The following is a 19,935-nucleotide window of genomic DNA, read 5'->3' as shown; positions in this document are numbered from 1 at the left end:
ATAATTCGTCGGTTCGAGTGTTTTTCGTAATGAAATGAAGAAAAATGTATCGAGAACTGATTTAATCCAACAAAAATCTATTCGAAGGCACGTTTGATTTCCCATATTATTTTTGATTAATGCGACAAAAGCGCAATCGATTACGCAAATATTTGAATTAAGAAAAATATATAATTTAATTATGATTAAAAAATTAATTTTAGCCATGAGTTTTTTAATGGCAATTACTATTTCCGCACAAAAAATAAATGATAAAGATGCGGTCACCGCTTCTGCTGAAAAATTGAGACTCGCCATGATCAGTGGTGAAAAACCAGCATTAGAAGCTTTAATATTACCGGAATTAACCTATGGACATTCGGGAGGTCATATTGATGATACAACAGAATTTGTAGAGAAATTAGTCAGTAAAAAATCAGATTTTGTAACGATTGATATTACGAATCAAAAAATTGATATTGTGGGAAATACAGCAATTGTTCGCCATCATTTTTATGCGACCACTGCTGATGCAGGAAAAGCTCCAGGCGATGTAACACTGGATATTGTTTTGGTTTGGGCAAAGGTCAAAAAAGACTGGAAATTATTGGCAAGACAGGCCGTGAAATCTGAGAAAAAGAAATAATAAATTGGCTGGAAGCTTGAAAAGGGAAGCTGGAGGTTGTTGAACGCGTAATTCACTAACTTCCTGCTTCCCTCTTCAAGTTTCCTTGCCTAAGAAACTACTTCACTCTAAAGTTCTGTAAATCCTCCGGTTTTTCACAGCAAACCTGCTCCATTACCTGCCTGAACTGCATTTTAAGCATTTCAATAATATGATCACCTCCTTTATCACCCAAAGCACCGACTGCATACATAAAAGTACGTCCCATAAAAGCAAATTCGGCACCACAGCTTAATGCACGGGCAACATCAGGTCCGGTTCTTACCCCGCTGTCCATCATTATTTTGATCTGATTTTTATATTTTTCACTGATTTCTTTCACCACTGCAATTGTTGACTCTCCTGCGTCCAGCTGTCTTCCGCCATGATTGGAAATGATCATTCCGTCGAATCCTAAACGTACTGCTTCTTCAGCATCTTCATTGGAAGCAACCCCTTTAATGACCAGTTTTCCTTTCCATTTATCACGGATTGCTTTTATTCTGTCCGGATTTAATCTTCCTGAGAATGTAGAATTCATAAACTGCCCCAATTGTTTTACATTCATGTTTTTTTCCATGTATTTTTCCATCGTCTTAAAACTCGGAACTCCATGTTTCAGAATTTCCATACACCATTCCGGTTTTGCCAAAGCCTGAGAAACATTTCTGAAATTCAATTGAGGCGGCATGGCTAAACCATTTCGGATTTCTTTGGCTCTGTAACCAAAAGTAGGAACATCAGCCAAAACGCATAATACATCATAACCAGAGGCTTCGCAGCGTTCCAGAATATCATCCCGTAACCACTCTTCTCTTGGATGATAGAGTTGATACCAGGCTTTTCCTTCCGTTAATTCTGCGATTCTTTCGATACTACTCGTTGTAACGGTACTTAAAATAAACGGAATATTATGTTTAAAAGCCGCTTTTGCTAAAATTTCGGGAGCATTAGGCCACATCAACCCTTGTAAACCAACAGGAGAAATTCCGAAAGGGGCTGAATATTTTACACCAAATAATTCGGTTTCCATATTCGCTTCTGCATAATTATTATTCAGATAACGGGGACGAAGCAGAACTTCCCTTAATTCATCGGTATTCCGGTCTCTGTTAATATTTTCGTTGCAACCGCCATCTAAATATTCGAAGGCAAAGCGGGGCATTCTTTTTTTAGCTCTTTCAATGAGAAGTTCAAGCGAAGCGTAACGGGTATCAAATGGAAATGACATAATTGGTTGTTGGTTGTGTTTGGTTGATTGTTGTCAGTTTTTTAGATTTTGCCATCAACTGACAACTAATATATTTTATAAATTAAAAATTAAAGGTTGAAGCAGATTCATCTGATAATGCTGCTGCAAAAACGTCTCATCAATTTCTTTATTGGAAATCACCATCGACGCTCCCAGTGCAGATCCCAGCGGAGAATGTGTCGACATCACGCTATAATCCTGAAAATGGTGAGACATCAGCTTCATAAATACATCATTATCCGTAAATCCGCCATCAATATAAATGGTTTTAATTTCTGAATTTCCGATAGCATTTTTAATCGTATGAATCTGTAAATCCATTAATTCTATCATTAATTGATGATAAGCTTCCTCAAATGTAGCAAAAGAATTTAAATCTGTTTCACTGATCATTTTTCTTTTTAAAATAATCCCTTCAAAACGGAAATAAACCGCCTTATGTTTCATCAGACGAAGATATAAATCCTGATCAAACTGCACCTCTCTGTGGAAACCATATTCTTTTCCGTAATGAGCACACAGTTTTTCAACCTGAATTTTATATTCATTTCCCATGAAAAAGCGGGACGCTTTTACCCTCTTCCCATCGATTCGCATATAATTCAGACAATTATTTTCAATGTCTTCATCGGTTAAGCTTTCATCATTAAAAGGATTCAGGGAGATACTCCATGTTCCTGTTGAAAGCAGTAAAAAGGGCTCTTTTTTACTTAAAATATAGGGCAATAATGCAGAAGAACTGTCATGAATTCCAACGCCTATTTTAATTTTTTTGTTTTTATAAGAAGTGTTCATACTTGCTGAAGTAGGAACAACCGGAGCCAGTAAAGCATCGATCCCTTCTTCATAGACCCACTCATGATAATCATTTTTATCATAATTCCACAGATTGGTATGGCAGCCTATCGAAGTAAATTCCGACACACAGATTCCGGTAAATAAATACGATAAATACTGAGGTAAATGAAGACTGTAACGAATCTTTTTGAATACTTCGGGATGTTTGTATTTCAGCCAAAACAATTGCAATCCAGAGTTCAGCATTCCGGCTTGCGGAGAAGCCGTTTCACGGGCAATTTTCAACTTACTCCCATGCTTTTCATAAAATAAATCAAGGATTTCCTGATCCATCGGTTTGGTATAATTATACAGTGGCGTCAGAATATTTCCTTTCTGGTCCAGATGCACAAAACTTGCTCCGTAAGTGGAGAAATTGATAGCCTTTACTTCAAAATTTTCATCATCCAAAATAGCATTAAAATTATCTTTAATCCAGTTTTGCAATGCAACAAGATCTTCTGTGGGATAACCATCTTCATCTGTTGTGAGCGGCAGCTCCGTATATTCACGAACAACTTCTTTATAATTTTTATCAAATAAAAAGAATTTTTTATTGGTCTTTCCAATATCAAATACGATGGTTACCTTTTTTTTAGACATTCTTGGGATGAATTTATTTTTTGTCATTGTGAGGAGCGAAGCTAGCCTGTGCTGAGCTTGTCGAAGTAAGCAATCTCTTATTAAAACGTAAATTTTAAATCTTGAAATTTATACTTTTTGAACTTTCTTAATACAAAGTCCACAAAGATTTCATTTGAAATACTTTAGTCTTTACGTTCGCAAGGGCGTTTCACTCAGCAAATGATAATTATGTTTTTAAATATTCATTTAAATTAATTATTTTCAACACCATTAAGGAGTGTTCAGATATTAAAATTTATAAAGAAAAAAATCCACTAATTTCCGAGACAATACTGTCTAAAACCCTAATAATCTAAACACTTTCAACCTTAATGATTAAAAATATAAGGATACATATAATTAACTTTCAATTGCACCTGAAAGTTGAAATTATCAAATTTATGCAGGATTACAATCCTGTTGCTTTAACATTTAAACCTCTTTCGGAAATTAAATTTTCTCTTACTTTAAGATTTCTGTAAGCCGCAATCGGATCAAGCGCTGCACCTGTCTGTAATCTTGCTGCTTTTAATAATGGGCGAACATCCGTTCTGTAGGCATTCTGTAAAATTTCCTGTGCACGAACGACGTCGTTATTCAATTGCGCATCTTTCAATGCTTTTTGGTCTACTAATAATGCCTGAGCATAAGCTATTAAGATCGCTTCCAGTGACTGAATCAGATCTTCCAGAGGGTCTTTGATGTTGTGACTGGCATCGATCATCCAGGCCGGATAAGGATTTTGAGGATTATTTTCAATTCCGTAAACCAGTTCATTGAATATCAGGAACAAAGCATACGGTTTAATAGATCCTACCGTCAAATCATCATCTCCATATTTGCTGTCATTAAAGTGGAATCCACCTAACTTTCCTTTATACATAAGGGTGGCAACGATCTGTTCAATATTGGCATTAGGCAAATGGTGTCCTAAATCTACCAAGGTATAAGCCCTTTCTCCACAGGCATTGGCCAGCATAAAAGAAGTACCCCAATCTTGGATTGTGGTGGAATAAAAATTAGGCTCATAAGGTTTATATTCGATGAACAGCTTCCAGTCGTCAGGCATTCCTGCGTAGATTTCCTTTAAACTCTGTTCGGTTTTTGACAAAGCCGTCTGGAAATTCAGCTGTCCCGGAAAGCTCGCTCCGTCTGCCAGCCAAACGGTTAAGCTTTTAGATCCTAATTCTTTTCCGATCCGGATAACTTCTTTATTATGTTCTACGGCATACGCTCGCGAATCTTCATTCACGGCATTTAGAGATCCGAATTTATAAGATTGTTTTGCTCCAGGCTGATCCTGAAACGTATTGGAGTTCATTGCATCAAACAAAAGTCCATGGGATGCTGCTTTTTCTTTGATGGCAGCCACATCATTGGGAATATCCCAGGGAATATGTAATGAAACTGCTCCTGCCGTATGGGTTAAGGCATGAATCAATCCTACATCATCTAATTTTTGTTCTAAAGAAGCAGGTTCGCCACCATAAGAAAATCTTCCGAAACGAGTTCCTCCGGCTCCCAGGGCCCAGCTTGGAATGGCAACCTGAAAATCAGCAATCTTGTTGACAATTTCAGCAACATTGGCTCCTGATTTCGTTAATTTATTTTGTAGAAAACCAAAATCTGCCTGAAAATTTTCAGCTTCATTTTTATTGTATTGTTCAATGATATCTTTTCCTATAATCATGATTTGATTTTTAAAACTTTTAAAATTGAGGGTCTGCCCTTTGACAAGCCCTCAAATTAACAAATTAATTACTTTTGAAAAATAATATTTTACCTAGGAAAGGCATTCGCCATCCCTCCATCTACATTGATGATATTTCCTGTACTTTTATCTAAAATAGCCACACAAGCAAAAACTCCGTTGGCGATATCTTCAGGAAGAATAATTTCGTTTAACAAGTTTCTCTTTGCATAAAATGCAGGCAATTCCTCAACAGAAATTCCGTTGGCTTTTGCGCGACCTTCTGCCCAAGAACCTTCCCAGATTTTGCTTCCTACAATTACTCCGTCAGGATTTACAACATTCACACGAATTTTATCCGCCGCCAATTCTGCAGCCAATAATCTGGTCATGTGCTGTTGAGCTGCTTTGGCTGTTCCGTACGCTACATTGTTTGGTCCGGCAACTAGCCCGTTTTTGCTTGCAATATTAACGATATCTCCGCCTAAGCCTTGTTTTTTAATGATTTCAACTCCATTTTTCACCATTAAAAACTGCCCTTTTACCAACACATCTTCCAGTAAATCCCAGTCTTTTGTTGTGGTATCTTCCAAAGATTTTGAAATCGCCAAACCTGCTGAATGAACGATGATATCTACCCCTCCGAAAGCTAAAACAGTTTCTTTAAAGGCATTAGCAATCGCCTGCTCACTGGTAACATCACAAGGAACAGCTACTGCCTGATCTTTGCTGTATTTTGCAGTAACAGAATCCAGAGCTTCCTGATTCAGGTCTGTAAAAACGACAACGGCCCCTTCCTGAACCATTTTATCAGCAATAGCCTGCCCTATTCCACCTCCTGCTCCTGTAACAACCGCAATTTTTCTTGAAAGAGGCTTCTCTTTAGGCATTCTTTGCAGTTTTGCTTCTTCAAGCAGCCAGTATTCGATATCGAACGCTTCCTGTCTTGGAAGAGAAGTGTATTCTGAAATAGCTTCTGCACCACGCATTACGTTGATTGCATTAACGTAAAATTCGCTTGCCACACGGGTGGTTTGTTTATCTTTTGAGAAACTGAACATTCCTACTCCCGGATAAATAATGATGACCGGATTCGGATCACGCATTGCGGGACTGTTGGGATGTTTACACGTTTCGTAGTATTCTTTGTATTCTTCTCTGTATTTTTCAAAAAGAGGAGTCAGTTTTTCTAAAATTGCTGCAGAATCTGACAAATCTTCGTTGGGTGAAAGACTTAAAATCAACGGCTGGATTTTCGTGCGTAAAAAGTGATCCGGACAAGATGTTCCCATTGGCGCCAGACGCTCCAGATCATTACTGTTAATGTATTCCAATACCGTATCGCTATCTGTAAAATGACCTACCATTCTACTTTCAGACGATGCTAAACCACGTAATAAAGGCATGATTTGAGCGGCTTTTATTTTACGGTCAACTGCATGAAGAGATTCAATCTTCTGACCTCCAAAAACCTGTCCTTTTTCTTCTATTTTCTGAGCTATATATTCTGAGGCCATTTCAATGACTTCCAAACTGTTGATATAACATTCATAAGAAGTATCTCCCCAGGTGAACAATCCGTGACTGCCTAATACAATTCCTCTGATTCCAGGATTATCGTTTAAACATTTTTCTAACTGTAATCCTAAGTCGAAACCAGGTCTTTGCCAAGGAACCCAGCCCATGGTATCACCCCAGATTTCTTTAGTAATTTTTTCACTGTCTTTTGCAGCGGCTACCGCTATCAGTGCATCCGGATGAAGGTGATCAATATGTTTGAATGGAAGAAGCCCATGAAGAGGCGTATCAATAGAAGGTGCTTTGCTGTCTAAATCGAAAATACAGTGATTGAACAAACCTACCATTCTGTCTTCATCTTCTAATCCCTGATAAACATTTTTTAAGTTTCGTAGTCTTTCTGTATACAATCCGGCGATTCCTTTTCTTGTAAGCGTTCCGATATCACCACCTGAACCTTTTACCCACATTACCTCAACTTCTTCATTGGTCAAGGGGTCTTTCTCGATGGTTTTACAACTTGTATTTCCTCCTCCATAGTTGGTGATTCTTAAATCTGCCCCCAGAATGTTTGAGCGGTATAAAAATAAAGCAACCTGATCGTTTCCTAAAGCTGATGCTTTGTTTTCATCCCATAGATAGTCTACGTATTTGAATGTTTTTACTTTTTCCATTGTTTGTCTTATATTTCTAAATTGTAACCCAAAATTAGACTGTTATATTTTTTACAGCATCCCGTACTATACTGGTAAATACTGAATTTAAAGATAAATTAACGTTTGGTTTTTTTAGCTTAATTCGTCTTTATATCAATCTTATTAGAGTTATTCACGGTTAATATTTTATGATTTGGTGATTTTTTAAAATTTAATCATTAAGAAAGTTTAAAATATTCTTGAAGTCAACATTAAAAATATTTCTACACTCATGTTATCTTAATATTTAAATAAGTTTTAAATGGTTATTTAATTAATATCCCGGAAGCTGCGTAAGATTCGGATTATCAACCAAAGGATGCCCTGCGGAAGCTGCTGCGAAAGGAAGCAATTCTGTTTTATTAGGTACAAATCCGTAGAAAAGACCATCTCCTCCACCTTCGATCCAGTTTGGATACGTACCTCCGTTTTCAGCAGAACCTGTTGGCTTAGTGTAAATAATATTTCCGATCTGAAGCTGATTAAACCCTGCTACAAATCCGGCTGCTTTTCTTGCATTTCCATTGAAAGTACTTGTATAGGCCTGGAACATATTGGTAGGATACCATTTGTCTCCAACCGCTACCGTCTGTCCGTGTGCGGTTACAATATTGGCTAAAGCTGTTTGATATGCAGCTAAAACAGCAGCTGTCCCGTTCACAGGAACATTCGTAATTGTTGCAATTTCTGTAGGATTCGTTATATCAATATATTTTAATGCTAAATATGGATCTCCGTAAATCTGTGCATTTTTTTCAAGCTTATAAAGACGGTAAACAGGCGTGTTGGCATATTGTCCGGTTTTATTGGACAGGTTTTTCATGGCCTGTTTTGTGGCATCAATTTCACTGGCCAGACGATTCATACGAATCAAATCTGTACGAAGATTAAATTCTCCTGCAAATTCCCACTTACGTTCCTGAACAATAGCCGATTCAAAAGCCATCTGACCTGATGGAGCTGCCAGAGATCCGATTCCGGCACGGTTTCTTACCTGCATTAAAGCGGCAGTTCCCGCCGCAGTAGGTCCTCCGTTTAAGTAGTTTTGAGTTTCTGCATACATTAATAAAACATCTGCATATCTTAAAATAGGGATATTTAAATTACGGGCATCAGCTGCCTGAGGCGCAACACACCATCCCATTCTGAATTTTCCGGCCAAGATACACGAAAATGTGGTTCCGGCATTGACCCAGGTATCATTTGCATTTCCGGTATTTAAGAAATAAACACTGTATGAAGTACAAGAAACATCCCTACGCGTATCTCCCTGATTAAAAGACAAATAATAACTCGGAAGTACAAATTGTAAAGCTTTTCTTGATCCATAAGTTCCACCACGGGAACCTTCGTTGGCATAAACTCCAAACGCAGAGTTGGTATTGGCTCCATATTCCGCAATCTGCCACATGATCTCCGAATTGGTTACCGGAAATTTTCGCTGACAGAAATTGTACCACAATGCCTCGAAACCGCTTTTCCCGCTTTGAGCCTGAACCAGAGAATTGGTTCCGCCATTAACAATAGCTGCACAGGCATTATCTGCAATCTGATACAGTTGCTGAACTCTTGTGTTATCATTTCTGCGGGACATCATTGCCCCACTTCCTGTATTCAGGTCCCAGCGAAGAGAATATCCTGCTGCATATAACGCAATTCTTGCCAATAGGGCATTAGCAGCCTGTTTGGTTAAACGTTCTGTCGTTGCATATCCACTCTGTGCAAAATTGGGAAGGGCTGCCACAGATTCCTGAAGCTCACCAATAATACGGTCGTAAATTTCGTCACGTGAAGCACGTTTAGGATATAATGTAGCCGGATCATTAGGATCCATCTCGTCCAAAGGTCTAAATACAGAAGGAACATCTCCGTAAACACGAATTAGATTATAATAACAAAATGCACGAATTGCCTTCACTTCAGCCAGTAAAGCATCACGTTTTGTGCTTGCTTCCATTTTGCTAAGTCCGCTTACTGCAATATTGGTTCTTTCAATAACAGCATACATCGCTGAGTAAACTCCTGTTACCGTATTCGGTGTATACGCATCGTATTTATAATTACAGATATTGTATTTTGAATTATTTGTTGACCCGTCTTCAGCAGAGTGAATCACTGTGTCACCCGCTCCCAGCTGGTAATACATTTCCGTAGGAACCAAGCCTCTGTAGCAGCCCAAGACAAACATCTCAGCAGTATCTATACTATTAAAGACCGATTCTGTATCTAATGAATTATACGCAGGCTGATCAAGAAAATCATCGCTGCATGAATTCATCAATAAAACAGCAACAAAAACTGAGGGAAGTATGACTAGTTTTCTTAAAAATCCGGGAGTATTATATATATTTTTCATGATTCAAATAATTATAAATTAAAAAGTTAAATTAAGACCAAGCACATAACTTCTTGAACGAGGATAGGTAGAGCTGTCATAGCCCGGTGTAACAGTCACGCCACTTGCTGCCGTAACTTCCGGATCATATCCTGAATACCCTGTGATAGTCGCTAAATTATTCACCGTAAAATAGATACGGGCATTGGTTAACATCACTTTATTCAAAAAGTTTTTAGGAAAAGAATATCCCAATGTAACCTGTGCAATTCTCAGATAAGAGCCATCTTCTACGTAATATGATGAAGGATAGGCGATATTGGCCGTATTTGTATTGCTTAAGCTCCAAAGGTTTGACCCTTCGTTTGGATTCAGCTCTTTTAATCTCACCAAATTCGTTGTTGCCTGCCCAGTATTCGGATCAATCAAATGATAATAGTTGTTCCCGAATTCTGAAGGCACATTCTGGAACATGGCATAAGGACTTAAACTCTGTTTAGTCGCATTATAAATATCATTACCAACGCTGAACTTCATAAACACTGCTAAATCAAAACCTTTATAAGAAAAGTTATTACTGATCCCACCGATAAAATCAGGAGTTCCGTTTCCGATTTTCTGCATTTTTCTCGTAAACTGGTCACCAGCTTCATTATCAGCTGCAAATTTCATATCTCCGGGCTTAGGAGTTCCGTTAGCAGGCTTTACAACGCCTGGGTTCAGGCTTAATGATCCGTCTGGGTTTTGTGTAAAATCATCAGTAGTGTATACTCCCTGATAAACATATCCGTACATATCTCCCAATTCCTGTCCAACGGTCGCATAATATGTTACCATCCCTGTTCTGCTGCCTCCTACACTGAAAGTTTTATTTAACTGACCGTTTTCAAGAGAAAGAACCTTAGATTTATTGAAAGATATATTCAGATCTGTTGTCCATCGGAAATTTTCTGATTTGATATTCACAGTATTCAGTGTAAACTCCATCCCTCTGTTTCTCATGGAACCGATATTCTGATACTGTCTTGTATATCCTGAAGAAACAGGAAGTACACTTTCAAACAACATTTTACTGACATTGTTGTTGTACCATTCTGAAGTTAGCTTCACTCTGTTGTTAAAGAATGCCAAGTCTACTCCGACATTGGTTGTTCTCAGTTCTTCCCACTGAAGATCACGGTTTCCCCAGTTTGTACTGGTAACATAGGCAGGAAGTCCCTGTGTATTATTCATCGGATAATCGGTAAGTAAAACATTGGTTCTCCACAAGTTATTAGAAACACCATTGTTACCTGTTACCCCGTATTCTACTCTTAATTTAAAATCATTAACAATTTTATTGATTTTATGATCCTGCCAGAAGCTTTCCTGAGAAACACGCCATGCACCCGCTATTGATGGAAAATATCCCCAACGCGAGTCTTTTTCAAATTTTGAAGAACCATCGGCACGTATTGTTGCCGTAATTAAATAACGGTTGTCATAATTATAATTGGCGCGTGCAAAATATGAAAGTAAGCTATTACTCGATCTGTCAGTATTTTTATCGGCAACGGTTGCATTTCCGATATCATCCAGTCCGAAATTAGGATAAGGAAATCTGATCAGCCTCATGCTGCTACCTTCAGATTCTTCATACCAGATTTCATTTCCGATTAAAGCATTTACTTTATGTTTTTCACCGAACGTTTTATTATACGTTAAAGTATTCGTGATCTGATAGCGGAATGTTTCTGCATTGGCGATATTTCCGTTGATTCCTGTATTCACAGGATCTGTAAGAAAAGCTCTGGAGTTCTGATCTGAAAACGAAGTTGACTTGCTGTTTGCCCAGCTATACTGTCCGGCTGTTCTCCATGTAAAGTTCTTTAAGAAATCAAATTCAATACCTGCATTGGCTACGAATGTTCTGGTACGTTTGTTTGACGTTGACGCCTGCGTTTCTATGAATGGATTTTCTGTATCAAAACCGGAATCCAAAGCTGAATAATCCGGGAAAGTCTGAGTATTGAATAACTGATCCTGCGTGAATAATGTTCCTCCGTTAATCGGCTGAAGAAGAATTTTTTTCATTCCTGAATAAGATCCTCCTCCGTTTACAGAATTATTGGTAAACATAGTATTGAAATCCACTCTTACTCCTTTATACAATTCTGAATTGATATTGGCACGCAAAGAGTTTCTTGTTTCACTGAAGTTTTGAAGAAGTCCCTCCTGTTTATTGTAATTATAACTGATGAATGCCTGTGTTTTGTCATTTCCTGCGGAAACATTCACGTTGTGATTTTGGGTCACTCCCGTTCCGCCCAACATTTTTTCCTGCCAATCCAGTGCATAAGCAGATCCGTAACGGTCGGCAATTCTCTGATAAGCTCCTGTATAAAACCCCGGACTATCCGTTCCTAAGCTATTATCAAAAGCGTTGCTCCACTGCGTTGTTTTTCCCTGAAGTTGTGCAAGCTCGTACTGATATTTTACAAATTGCTCGGAATTGGAAACCATATCCAGCTTCTTGGAAAGCATATCAAACGACATGAAAGTATTATAGTTAATGACCGTTCTTCCTTTTTTCCCGCTTTTAGTTTTAATTACGATAATTCCGTTTGAACCACGGGCTCCGTATATTGCAATCGCAGAAGCACCTTTCAGAACATCGATACTTTCAATATCATTAGGGTTAATCACATTCAATGCATTATCCAGCTGGAAACCGTCTACAATATAAAGCGGATCCGAACTTTGAGTAATAGAAGAACCTCCTCTTACCGTAACGTTGGCACTCGCTCCGGGAGCACCTCCTGCTGTGACGATATTCAGACCTGCCGCTCTCCCCTGCAAAGCCTGCAAAGCATTCATTGCCGGTGTAGCTGCCAGTTCTTTTGCAGAAACTGAGGATACAGAACCTGTAAGATCAGATTTTTTTACTTTTCCATAGCCGATAACCACAACCTCTTCGATCTCTTTCGTTCCTCCTTTTGCAGTATCTTTAATTTTTGTTTGCCCAAAGACAAAACCAGACGCAAGCAGAAATAAAGGTGCAATTAATGGCTTTAAATTCTTATTTGTAATTTTTAAAGACATATATTAAGTTTTAGTAACATTCAATTATTATGGAGCCAATGTACACTGTTAAAGAAATTCTGGCATCCTGCAATATCCTGCATGCAAATATTCATAATTTATCATAATTAGCTATAAATATTTAAAATAAAAATTAAAAATAACTCTAATTTTAGCATATAATTTTCAATTCATTAAAAACTTGTGAATAAAATAAATTTTCATTAACACAAAAAAGGCAACTGAAAAAGATCAGTGCCTTGGATTGAGTTAAAATTCTAACTCTGAAACTATATGAATGAAATAATATTTAAAATAATCGGACAGATTCCTATCGCAAAGAATTTCCATATCCTACGATCAAAATAGAGACAAACATCACGACCATCCCAATGGCAATGGTAGAAATGGTTTTTTTCGACACTCCTTTCCATTCTTTAATGATAACACCCCATAAATTTGCTATTAAAATGATAAATGCCATATGTAGAATCCATGAGCTTGGGCCGTTCCCCATTTTACTCTCACCCATTCCATAGAAGAAAAACTGTAAAAACCACATGGTTCCGGCGAGTGCACAGAAAATAATATTAGCCACAACAGGCACATTCTTTTTCTTGTAGTCGGTGTAAGATTTATTTTTAAACGAAAGATAAAGACAGCCTATCAAATTGGTCGCCATTCCGCCCCAAAGCACAACAACATACGTTACGTTATTTTGGAAGAGAAACTCTCCCTGCCCCGGGTTGGCTACTTTCCATGCTTCATTCGCGATGAGTGCCATTGGCTTTCCGGCTTCCAGTCCAAAGTTGAAACAGGCACTTAAAACTCCCGAAATGATAGAGACTATTAATCCTAATCCAAATTTATATTCTGTTTTTACCTGGGTTCCATGCGGATCTAAAGAATCTGTCTGCAGTTCTTTTTCCTTCATCATTCCCGCTTTTCCGCTGATAACGATTCCGACAACGCAGACTAAAAGTCCCAATAAAACAAACTGTCCCCATTTGCTGGAAAACATTAATCCTATATTATCTTTTCCCGTTTGTGGTGAAAACTCATAATATATTGAAGGAACCAGTGATCCAAATATCATACAAAGTCCCAAAATAATGCTGCTTCCTAATGCTACGCCCAAATACCGGACCCCCAAACCGTAAGTAAAACCGCCTACTCCCCATAGAGCACCAAATAGAAACGTTAATCCTAATATTGATGAACTTTCATTTTGAATAATTTCCCAGAAATTTGGGATCGTTAAAAAAGCTGCCAATGGCGGAACGATGATCCACGAGACAATTCCTCCAATCAACCAATAGGTTTCCCAAGACCAGCCTTTGACTTTTTTATATGGCAAATAAAAACTTCCGGAAGAAAAACCTCCCAAGAAATGAAAAAAAACTCCTAATAATGCGTTCATACTTTTTTCTTATGATTGAATTTGAAAATTAACACTATGGAATCGATTGCGCATCTTGTAGTGTCATGCACATGATTTTATAATTTTATTTTTGGTAATAAAAATAAGATTTTTTCCGGATTCCGGTAATATCTGATAATTCAAGAAGTGTTTACAAACCACTTGTTTTTTAACGCAAAGATTTTCAACTCAATACCTTTTATCTTAGTGAGCAATGAGAACAAATAAACTTGTTTTCTAAGCAATCATTTTAGAAAATTTTTTTACCATTTTTTAGACTTAGGTTAATCAAGTTTGAATTTTAGAAACCTAAATTGTTTCAAAAAAATAAGGCTTTAATCAAAATTTTTAAGTTTTGACTAAAGCCTTATTAATAGACCTAATTTTATTAATCAGAATATATTTTCCCACAGATTTCTCAGATTTCCACAGATGATTACGTATAGTCTTTGCGTTTAAAGTACAAAGTCTGTTAAATAAATCGGTGGGAAAATAAAAAATTATTTCAATTTATAAACCTCACTTGCAGCAAGCAGTACGCAACCCAATCCATAATCTTCAAAATCAGGCTCTTTACCTACAGAAAGTGGCTGTCCGTCTTTTGGTTCTTTTCCTGTTCCCTGAACCCATCCTAAAAATCCGTTCGGCTGAACAGAATCTTTTACAATGGCGTTCCAGGCTTTAATAACAACCGGTAAATATGTTTTTTTGTCAATTAGGCCTTTATTAATTCCATACGCCATTCCATACACAAAAAGAGCCGTTCCTGTTGTCTCTTTTCCACCAAAATTTGTTGGATCATGAAGGCTTACATTCCAAAAACCATCTTCTCTCTGAATCGGAAGCACGGCCGACAAGAGATCTTTATAATCCTGTAAATATTCTTTATAATGAGGATCAGATTTCGGAGTATCGTCTAATGTTCTCGCCAAAGCAGCTACAACCCAGCCGTTTCCACGGCTCCAGTAGCAATCTTCGCCATTTGGTTCTTTGTAAGGTGGCACAAAGCTTTTATCCCGCCACCATAATTTATCTTTTGCATTGTACAAACCATTTCCACCATGCTTATATTTTGTATAGGCATACATTTCATAATTTCTGTCGAAATACTTTTTGTCGCCAGTGATCCTTCCTAATTTCGTAAAAATTGGCATTGACATTTGTAAAGCATCAATCCACCACCAGTCATCAACCTGCTTGGTTGCAATCATGCTGTCTATTGAAGCTTTTACAAATTTTATTCTTTCAGGATTTTTTTTACCGTCAATTTCGTAAAGATCAATATAAGTCTGTCCACATGCCTGATGATCGGCATTTCGGGTATATGTTCCGCGCATCATGTCCCAATTATGTTTTTGAGACCAATCCATCGCATAGTTGTAGTATTCTTTTTTAGGATCTACCTTATACAAAGCGATTAAGCCTTCATAGTATACTGCTCTTGTCCAAAGATTACTTGGCCACACTTTTTTACCGACAATTTCTTTTCCTGCATCAGGCCATTTGTTCATAAAATATCGGTTGGTACGTTCTGCAACCTCTAAAACTTCCTTTTTATTGGGAAGAGTCGTTTTTGATTTCTGAGCAGGAAAGGAAGAAAAACCTCCTATCATTAGAGCAAAAAAACTTGCTGTTAATAATTTTTTCATGATATTTTTTATTTTTTATTTAAATTGATTTGTTGGTTGTTGGTTTAACGCAAAGGGCGCAAAGATTTTTTTTGACTGCTATTTGTTTTTAAGTTCGCAAAGGCGTTTGACTACGTCGAATCTTCGATTTCACTTAAACAAGATCACAAAGAATTTTAATTTTATAAACTACATTCTTAGACCCTGTTCAAATTTCTTTAAAGCATTTTTATCATATTGATTTCCAGCAAGTAATAATTCTAGTCTTCGACAGGTTCAGACTGATAATCCTAATACTAAATGTATGATTTGACGGTGTCAGATTGAGCTTAGCCTGTAGTGAGCTTGTCGAACTATCGAAATCTTATATATTTTTTTAACTAAATTTAAACAGGTTCTTATTTTATATATTTTTTCAGTTCACAACCTTTCAGTTGCTTGATTCCTTCCGTTACTAATTCCGCATTAAGGACAGCTCCTTCTTTATTGGTGTGGGTATGATCTTTCGGGAAAAATACTTTTACTTTTTCAGAACCCATTTTTTCATATTTTTCGATGACCATTTCATTTAAATGAATAAAATAAGCTCCGGTTTGTTTTGCTGTTTCTTGTGCCCAAACTCCATATTTATCTTTGTCTATTTTACCATTTTTATTAAAATTATTTCTCGGGACCGGAGAAAGTATGATTGGAATGGCTCCTTTGGCTTTCGCTTCATTTACATATTTTCTCATGTAATGACCATATGTATAAACGGTTTCATTGACCTTTCGAATCGGATTGTAAATATCCTGTGTTTCTTCTCCAATTCCTTTTATTGAACCTCTCGCTCTCAAAGTATCTGCCAATTCTCCGCCGTCATTATGCCCAAATTGCATCAAAACATAATCTCCTTTTTTAATCGTTTTCATGATAGAATCCCAACGGCCCTCTGTTAAAAATGTCCGGCTGCTTCTTCCTCCTTTTGCATGGTTCTGAATTTCAATTTTATCCGTATTGAGATACAAATTCATAAAACTTCCCCAACCCCAAAGTGAATCAGCACCTTTCCCGGAACCATTCTGTACCGTGGAATCACCAATAATATAAAGAACAGGTTTTACCTTAATTTTTTGAAATGAAGCTGCCATAAGCACAACTAAAGCAACAACAGGAATGATAATTTTGATTTTCATAAACTATTTTTTAGGAATTACAGTAAAAATATTCGGTTTTGGAACTTCTTTTACTGATTCATCCAGATAATAATCCGTGTGTGGCGGCTGATTATAACCTACATTTTGCCAGACAATACTCAATCGATACTGGGGATTGTGCATCAAAGTGTACAAGCGATGCTTTGTGGGAATCGTCGAACTGAAAATCCTTAATTCCTGATTATCGGAAGTTCTGTAAATCAATTCTTCGCGCCAGTCACCGAATAAATCGGCAACTAAAGACGGATTTTTCTTGGTTCCGTTATTTGATTCGCAATTAAAGTTTTTAGCATCAAATATCACGTTTGATTTTGAATTTTTCCAGTCCCATTTTGAAACTGTCGTTCCGTCTAAAATTTCGCTTAAAAAATCTCCATCCCAGTAAATTCCCATATTACAAGCCGGGGCTTTATCTCCTATTTTATTTCCTTTGGCGTCATAAAGACCTTTCACCCCTGCTCCGGCAGCCCAACATTCTGAACCTGCATAACGAGGATCGATATTTAATGACAAACCTCTTCCCGGCCCTTGAAATTTACTTTTCGAACTGTATTCCAAAGAAGGCAATTTCCACAACACTTTTCCTGTTTTCCCATCTCTGAAATGCGCACCCGCATCATCAAATCTCTCCTGAATATCAAAAATTTCCAATCCCGGATTAGACGGGTCGAGATCACCGACATGCAACGCATCACCGTGACCGTAACCAGTACTGTTCAATACTTTTCCGTCATCATCAACAGTCATCGCTCCAAAAACAACTTCATCTTTTCCGTCATTATCAACGTCGGCAATGCTTAAATTGTGATTTCCCTGACCTCGATATTTTTTATTTTCTTCCGAACTTTCTGTATCAAAAAGCCAGCGAAGGCTCAGTTTTTTATCTTTAAAATCCCAGGCTGCAATAGCCGTTCTTGTGTAATATCCTCTCGACATTACAATACTCGGTGTTTTTCCATCTAAATAAGCAACCCCTCCCAAAAATCGGTCGATGCGGTTTCCTTTGGCATCGCCCCAGGTTTCGGTCATTTCTTCGTTAGTTGGATGTAAACTTCCTGCAAATCTAGGAACTTCGTAATTTACGGTGTTGATTTCGGCCCCGGTTTGCCCGTCAAAAACGGTTAAATATTCGGGTCCTGAAAGAATAAATCCGTTTTCGTTAACGTAGTTTTTTGTCGGATCTCCGATAAATTTTCCTTTACCATCTTTGCTGCCATCTGCCGTTTTCATGATGATTTCAGCTTTACCATCCTGATCTAAATCATACACTAAAAACTGCGTGTAATGCGCTCCTTCTCGTATATTTTTACCTAAATTGATTTCCCATAACAATGTTCCGTTCATTTTATAAGCCTGAATAATCGGAGGATCTGTGATTCCTTTTTGGCTGTTATCATGCGACATTCCGGTTTGATGAAGAATGATTTCGTACTCACCATCTCCATCCAGATCAGCCACAGAAACGTCATTTGGAGTATATCCTGAAGGTGTTTTCAACGGAATTGAAAAATAGTTTTTTTGATTGGCGGTATATTTTGCAAAATCCTGATCAACTTCTTGATTTTGAGTATTGGATTTAACAAAATAGGTGTAGTTTTTTGCTTTGTTTGCCGTTTTATCCAAGAAATTGGTTTCATTAAGCAATGGCTTTGAATTTAATTTTATGGTTGAATTATTTTCCATACGATACACATCAAAATGAGTGTTCTGAGCTTCAGTTCCCAGCAATCTCCAGCTTACAAAAACTCCGGATTCTGCAGGAATTGCTACGATTCCTCTTTTCAGATATTCCATTTGTCTTTGGGCTGAAACGAATTGCGAAAAAAGAAATGCAACTGCAATATATTTTAATTTTATATTCATAATTCTACAGTGATATTAGTAAAATTTTTATGTTTTGGCTGAAGCCATATTTTTCAACCTTTTCTATAAACAGGCCCTATTTTAATCCTTGTCAAGGTTTTGAACCTTGACAAGGATTTTCACCGAATCTCTCGCAGCCCGACTTGAACGGAGCTCTTCGACAAGCTCAGGATAAACTACAGCCAGATTAAGTTGCCAAAAAATCAAGTAAAAAATATTCAATCGATTGCGCAACTGTTATTTATTTTACCTGTTTCAACAACCATTTCACCCATTCTTCAGTTCCCTGATAGTTGGTAAAATCGGTTGGCAATTTTTTACCGTCGATATATTCGTTGTAGCACCAAGGATCACCCAATGCGAAAACGGTTCCTTTTCCAACTTTTGCGATCGCTCCGATGTTTTTACCTTCTGCAGTTAAAAATGCTTTTGCAGGAGATTTTACATCTATCGTACTTACTTCTTTCATGTATAATTTCTGTGCCGAAAAAACAGGATTTCCCTGTTCAACAGTCACTTTTCCTTGTTCGAATTCTCTTCCTTTCACTCGATTAATACTGTCATCATTAAAGTGAATTCCAAATTTTTCCGCCAATTGATTGAAATGTACGAATTCTGAATTGCCATTATCATTACTTAACAAGACTAAAACGCCGCCTTTTTTCACCCATTCTTCCAGATTTTTAATGGTTGTCGGATCTATTAAATTGGCTTTTCCTCCATAGGCTTCTTTATCTATGTCTGCGTCTACGATGATGTAAACATTGGCATTTTTTAAATCATTTTTAGAAGGAGCAGTTGTAAGCGTCGTGATTTCCGCACCTTGTTTCTGGAAAATCTCGCCTAATAGAGAGAATCCGCCGTTTGTCGTATCATTCCATGTATAATGCCAAGATTCCAGCACTTTGGTGTCTTTATTTTCCTTTTTTTCATTGTTAAAGAAGTTATCTAAAACTACTTTTGGCTTATTTTGAGCATTGGAACATCCGAATGTTACTAAGGCTCCTAATGCGAATATTTTTAATATTTTTTGTTTCATGTTTTTGAATATTTTTTATTTAACGCAAAGTACGCTAAGATTTCTTTTACTACTATTCGTTTTAAGTTTGCAAAGGCGTTTCACTTAAATAAGGCTGCAAAGTTTGATTCTTGTTTACTTTTTAATTAAGGCTTC

General features: G+C 37.3%; 12 protein-coding genes. 1 reads left to right on the top strand and 11 read right to left on the bottom strand.

The window, feature by feature from the left end; all coding sequences use genetic code 11:
* Positions 1 to 181 precede the first annotated feature (181 nt).
* Complete coding sequence (locus tag M2373_RS15105) at positions 182 to 625, top strand: nuclear transport factor 2 family protein (protein WP_259111879.1); 444 nt, start codon at positions 182 to 184, stop codon at positions 623 to 625.
* Between the two features lie 97 nt (positions 626 to 722).
* Here the strand turns inward: M2373_RS15105 and M2373_RS15100 are convergent, their stop codons facing one another.
* The 11 genes from M2373_RS15100 to M2373_RS15050 form a co-directional block, all read right to left on the bottom strand.
* Positions 723 to 1,874: an alpha-hydroxy acid oxidase gene (locus tag M2373_RS15100; protein WP_259111878.1), complete on the bottom strand. Its 1,152-nt coding sequence runs from the start codon at positions 1,872 to 1,874 to the stop codon at positions 723 to 725.
* 75 nt (positions 1,875 to 1,949) lie between these two features.
* Positions 1,950 to 3,335 carry an FGGY-family carbohydrate kinase gene (locus M2373_RS15095; RefSeq protein ID WP_259111877.1) on the bottom strand — a complete coding sequence of 462 codons (1,386 nt, stop codon included), beginning with the start codon at positions 3,333 to 3,335 and terminating at the stop codon, positions 1,950 to 1,952.
* 430 nt (positions 3,336 to 3,765) lie between these two features.
* Positions 3,766 to 5,046, bottom strand: coding sequence for a sugar isomerase (locus M2373_RS15090; RefSeq protein WP_259111876.1), 1,281 nt, complete (start codon positions 5,044 to 5,046; stop codon positions 3,766 to 3,768).
* 89 nt (positions 5,047 to 5,135) lie between these two features.
* Positions 5,136 to 7,238, bottom strand: coding sequence for a bifunctional aldolase/short-chain dehydrogenase (locus tag M2373_RS15085; protein WP_259111875.1), 2,103 nt, complete (start codon positions 7,236 to 7,238; stop codon positions 5,136 to 5,138).
* Positions 7,239 to 7,533: 295 nt separating this feature from the next.
* On the bottom strand, positions 7,534 to 9,615 hold the full coding sequence (locus M2373_RS15080) for a RagB/SusD family nutrient uptake outer membrane protein (RefSeq protein WP_259111874.1): 2,082 nt from the start codon (positions 9,613 to 9,615) through the stop codon (positions 7,534 to 7,536).
* An 18-nt stretch (positions 9,616 to 9,633) separates the two neighbouring features.
* The gene (locus M2373_RS15075; protein WP_259111873.1) at positions 9,634 to 12,675 is read right to left on the bottom strand and encodes a TonB-dependent receptor; all 3,042 of its coding nucleotides are present in this window, start codon (positions 12,673 to 12,675) and stop codon (positions 9,634 to 9,636) included.
* Positions 12,676 to 12,985: 310 nt separating this feature from the next.
* Positions 12,986 to 14,074, bottom strand: coding sequence for an L-rhamnose/proton symporter RhaT (rhaT, locus tag M2373_RS15070; protein ID WP_259111872.1), 1,089 nt, complete (start codon positions 14,072 to 14,074; stop codon positions 12,986 to 12,988).
* A gap of 500 nt (positions 14,075 to 14,574) precedes the next feature.
* Positions 14,575 to 15,723, bottom strand: a complete 1,149-nt coding sequence (locus M2373_RS15065; protein ID WP_259111871.1) for a glycoside hydrolase family 88 protein — start codon at positions 15,721 to 15,723, stop codon at positions 14,575 to 14,577.
* A gap of 377 nt (positions 15,724 to 16,100) precedes the next feature.
* Positions 16,101 to 16,877: a rhamnogalacturonan acetylesterase gene (locus tag M2373_RS15060; RefSeq protein ID WP_259111870.1), complete on the bottom strand. Its 777-nt coding sequence runs from the start codon at positions 16,875 to 16,877 to the stop codon at positions 16,101 to 16,103.
* Positions 16,878 to 16,880: 3 nt separating this feature from the next.
* Positions 16,881 to 18,761 (bottom strand): rhamnogalacturonan lyase, encoded by a 1,881-nt coding sequence (locus tag M2373_RS15055; protein WP_259111869.1) that lies wholly within the window; start codon positions 18,759 to 18,761, stop codon positions 16,881 to 16,883.
* 241 nt (positions 18,762 to 19,002) lie between these two features.
* The gene (locus M2373_RS15050; RefSeq protein WP_259111868.1) at positions 19,003 to 19,800 is read right to left on the bottom strand and encodes a DUF4350 domain-containing protein; all 798 of its coding nucleotides are present in this window, start codon (positions 19,798 to 19,800) and stop codon (positions 19,003 to 19,005) included.
* Between the last annotated feature and the right edge of the window lie 135 nt (positions 19,801 to 19,935).

The sequence above is a fragment of the Chryseobacterium sp. JUb7 genome, from assembly GCF_024806495.1.
Classification (GTDB): Bacteria; Bacteroidota; Bacteroidia; order Flavobacteriales; family Weeksellaceae; genus Chryseobacterium.
Note: the sequence above shows the minus strand (reverse complement) of the source record. Positions and strands in the feature narration are given on the sequence as shown.

Bases quoted from the DNA above. Each gene is read 5' to 3' on its own strand.
- M2373_RS15085 (WP_259111875.1), bottom strand. From the start codon at position 7,238: ATGGAAAAAGTAAAAACATTCAAATACGTAGACTATCTATGGGATGAA.
- M2373_RS15075 (WP_259111873.1), bottom strand. From the start codon at position 12,675: ATGTCTTTAAAAATTACAAATAAGAATTTAAAGCCATTAATTGCACCT.
- rhaT (WP_259111872.1), bottom strand. From the start codon at position 14,074: ATGAACGCATTATTAGGAGTTTTTTTTCATTTCTTGGGAGGTTTTTCT.
- M2373_RS15080 (WP_259111874.1), bottom strand. From the start codon at position 9,615: ATGAAAAATATATATAATACTCCCGGATTTTTAAGAAAACTAGTCATA.
- M2373_RS15095 (WP_259111877.1), bottom strand. From the start codon at position 3,335: ATGTCTAAAAAAAAGGTAACCATCGTATTTGATATTGGAAAGACCAAT.
- M2373_RS15100 (WP_259111878.1), bottom strand. From the start codon at position 1,874: ATGTCATTTCCATTTGATACCCGTTACGCTTCGCTTGAACTTCTCATT.
- M2373_RS15055 (WP_259111869.1), bottom strand. From the start codon at position 18,761: ATGAATATAAAATTAAAATATATTGCAGTTGCATTTCTTTTTTCGCAA.
- M2373_RS15065 (WP_259111871.1), bottom strand. From the start codon at position 15,723: ATGAAAAAATTATTAACAGCAAGTTTTTTTGCTCTAATGATAGGAGGT.
- M2373_RS15050 (WP_259111868.1), bottom strand. From the start codon at position 19,800: ATGAAACAAAAAATATTAAAAATATTCGCATTAGGAGCCTTAGTAACA.
- M2373_RS15105 (WP_259111879.1), top strand. From the start codon at position 182: ATGATTAAAAAATTAATTTTAGCCATGAGTTTTTTAATGGCAATTACT.
- M2373_RS15090 (WP_259111876.1), bottom strand. From the start codon at position 5,046: ATGATTATAGGAAAAGATATCATTGAACAATACAATAAAAATGAAGCT.
- M2373_RS15060 (WP_259111870.1), bottom strand. From the start codon at position 16,877: ATGAAAATCAAAATTATCATTCCTGTTGTTGCTTTAGTTGTGCTTATG.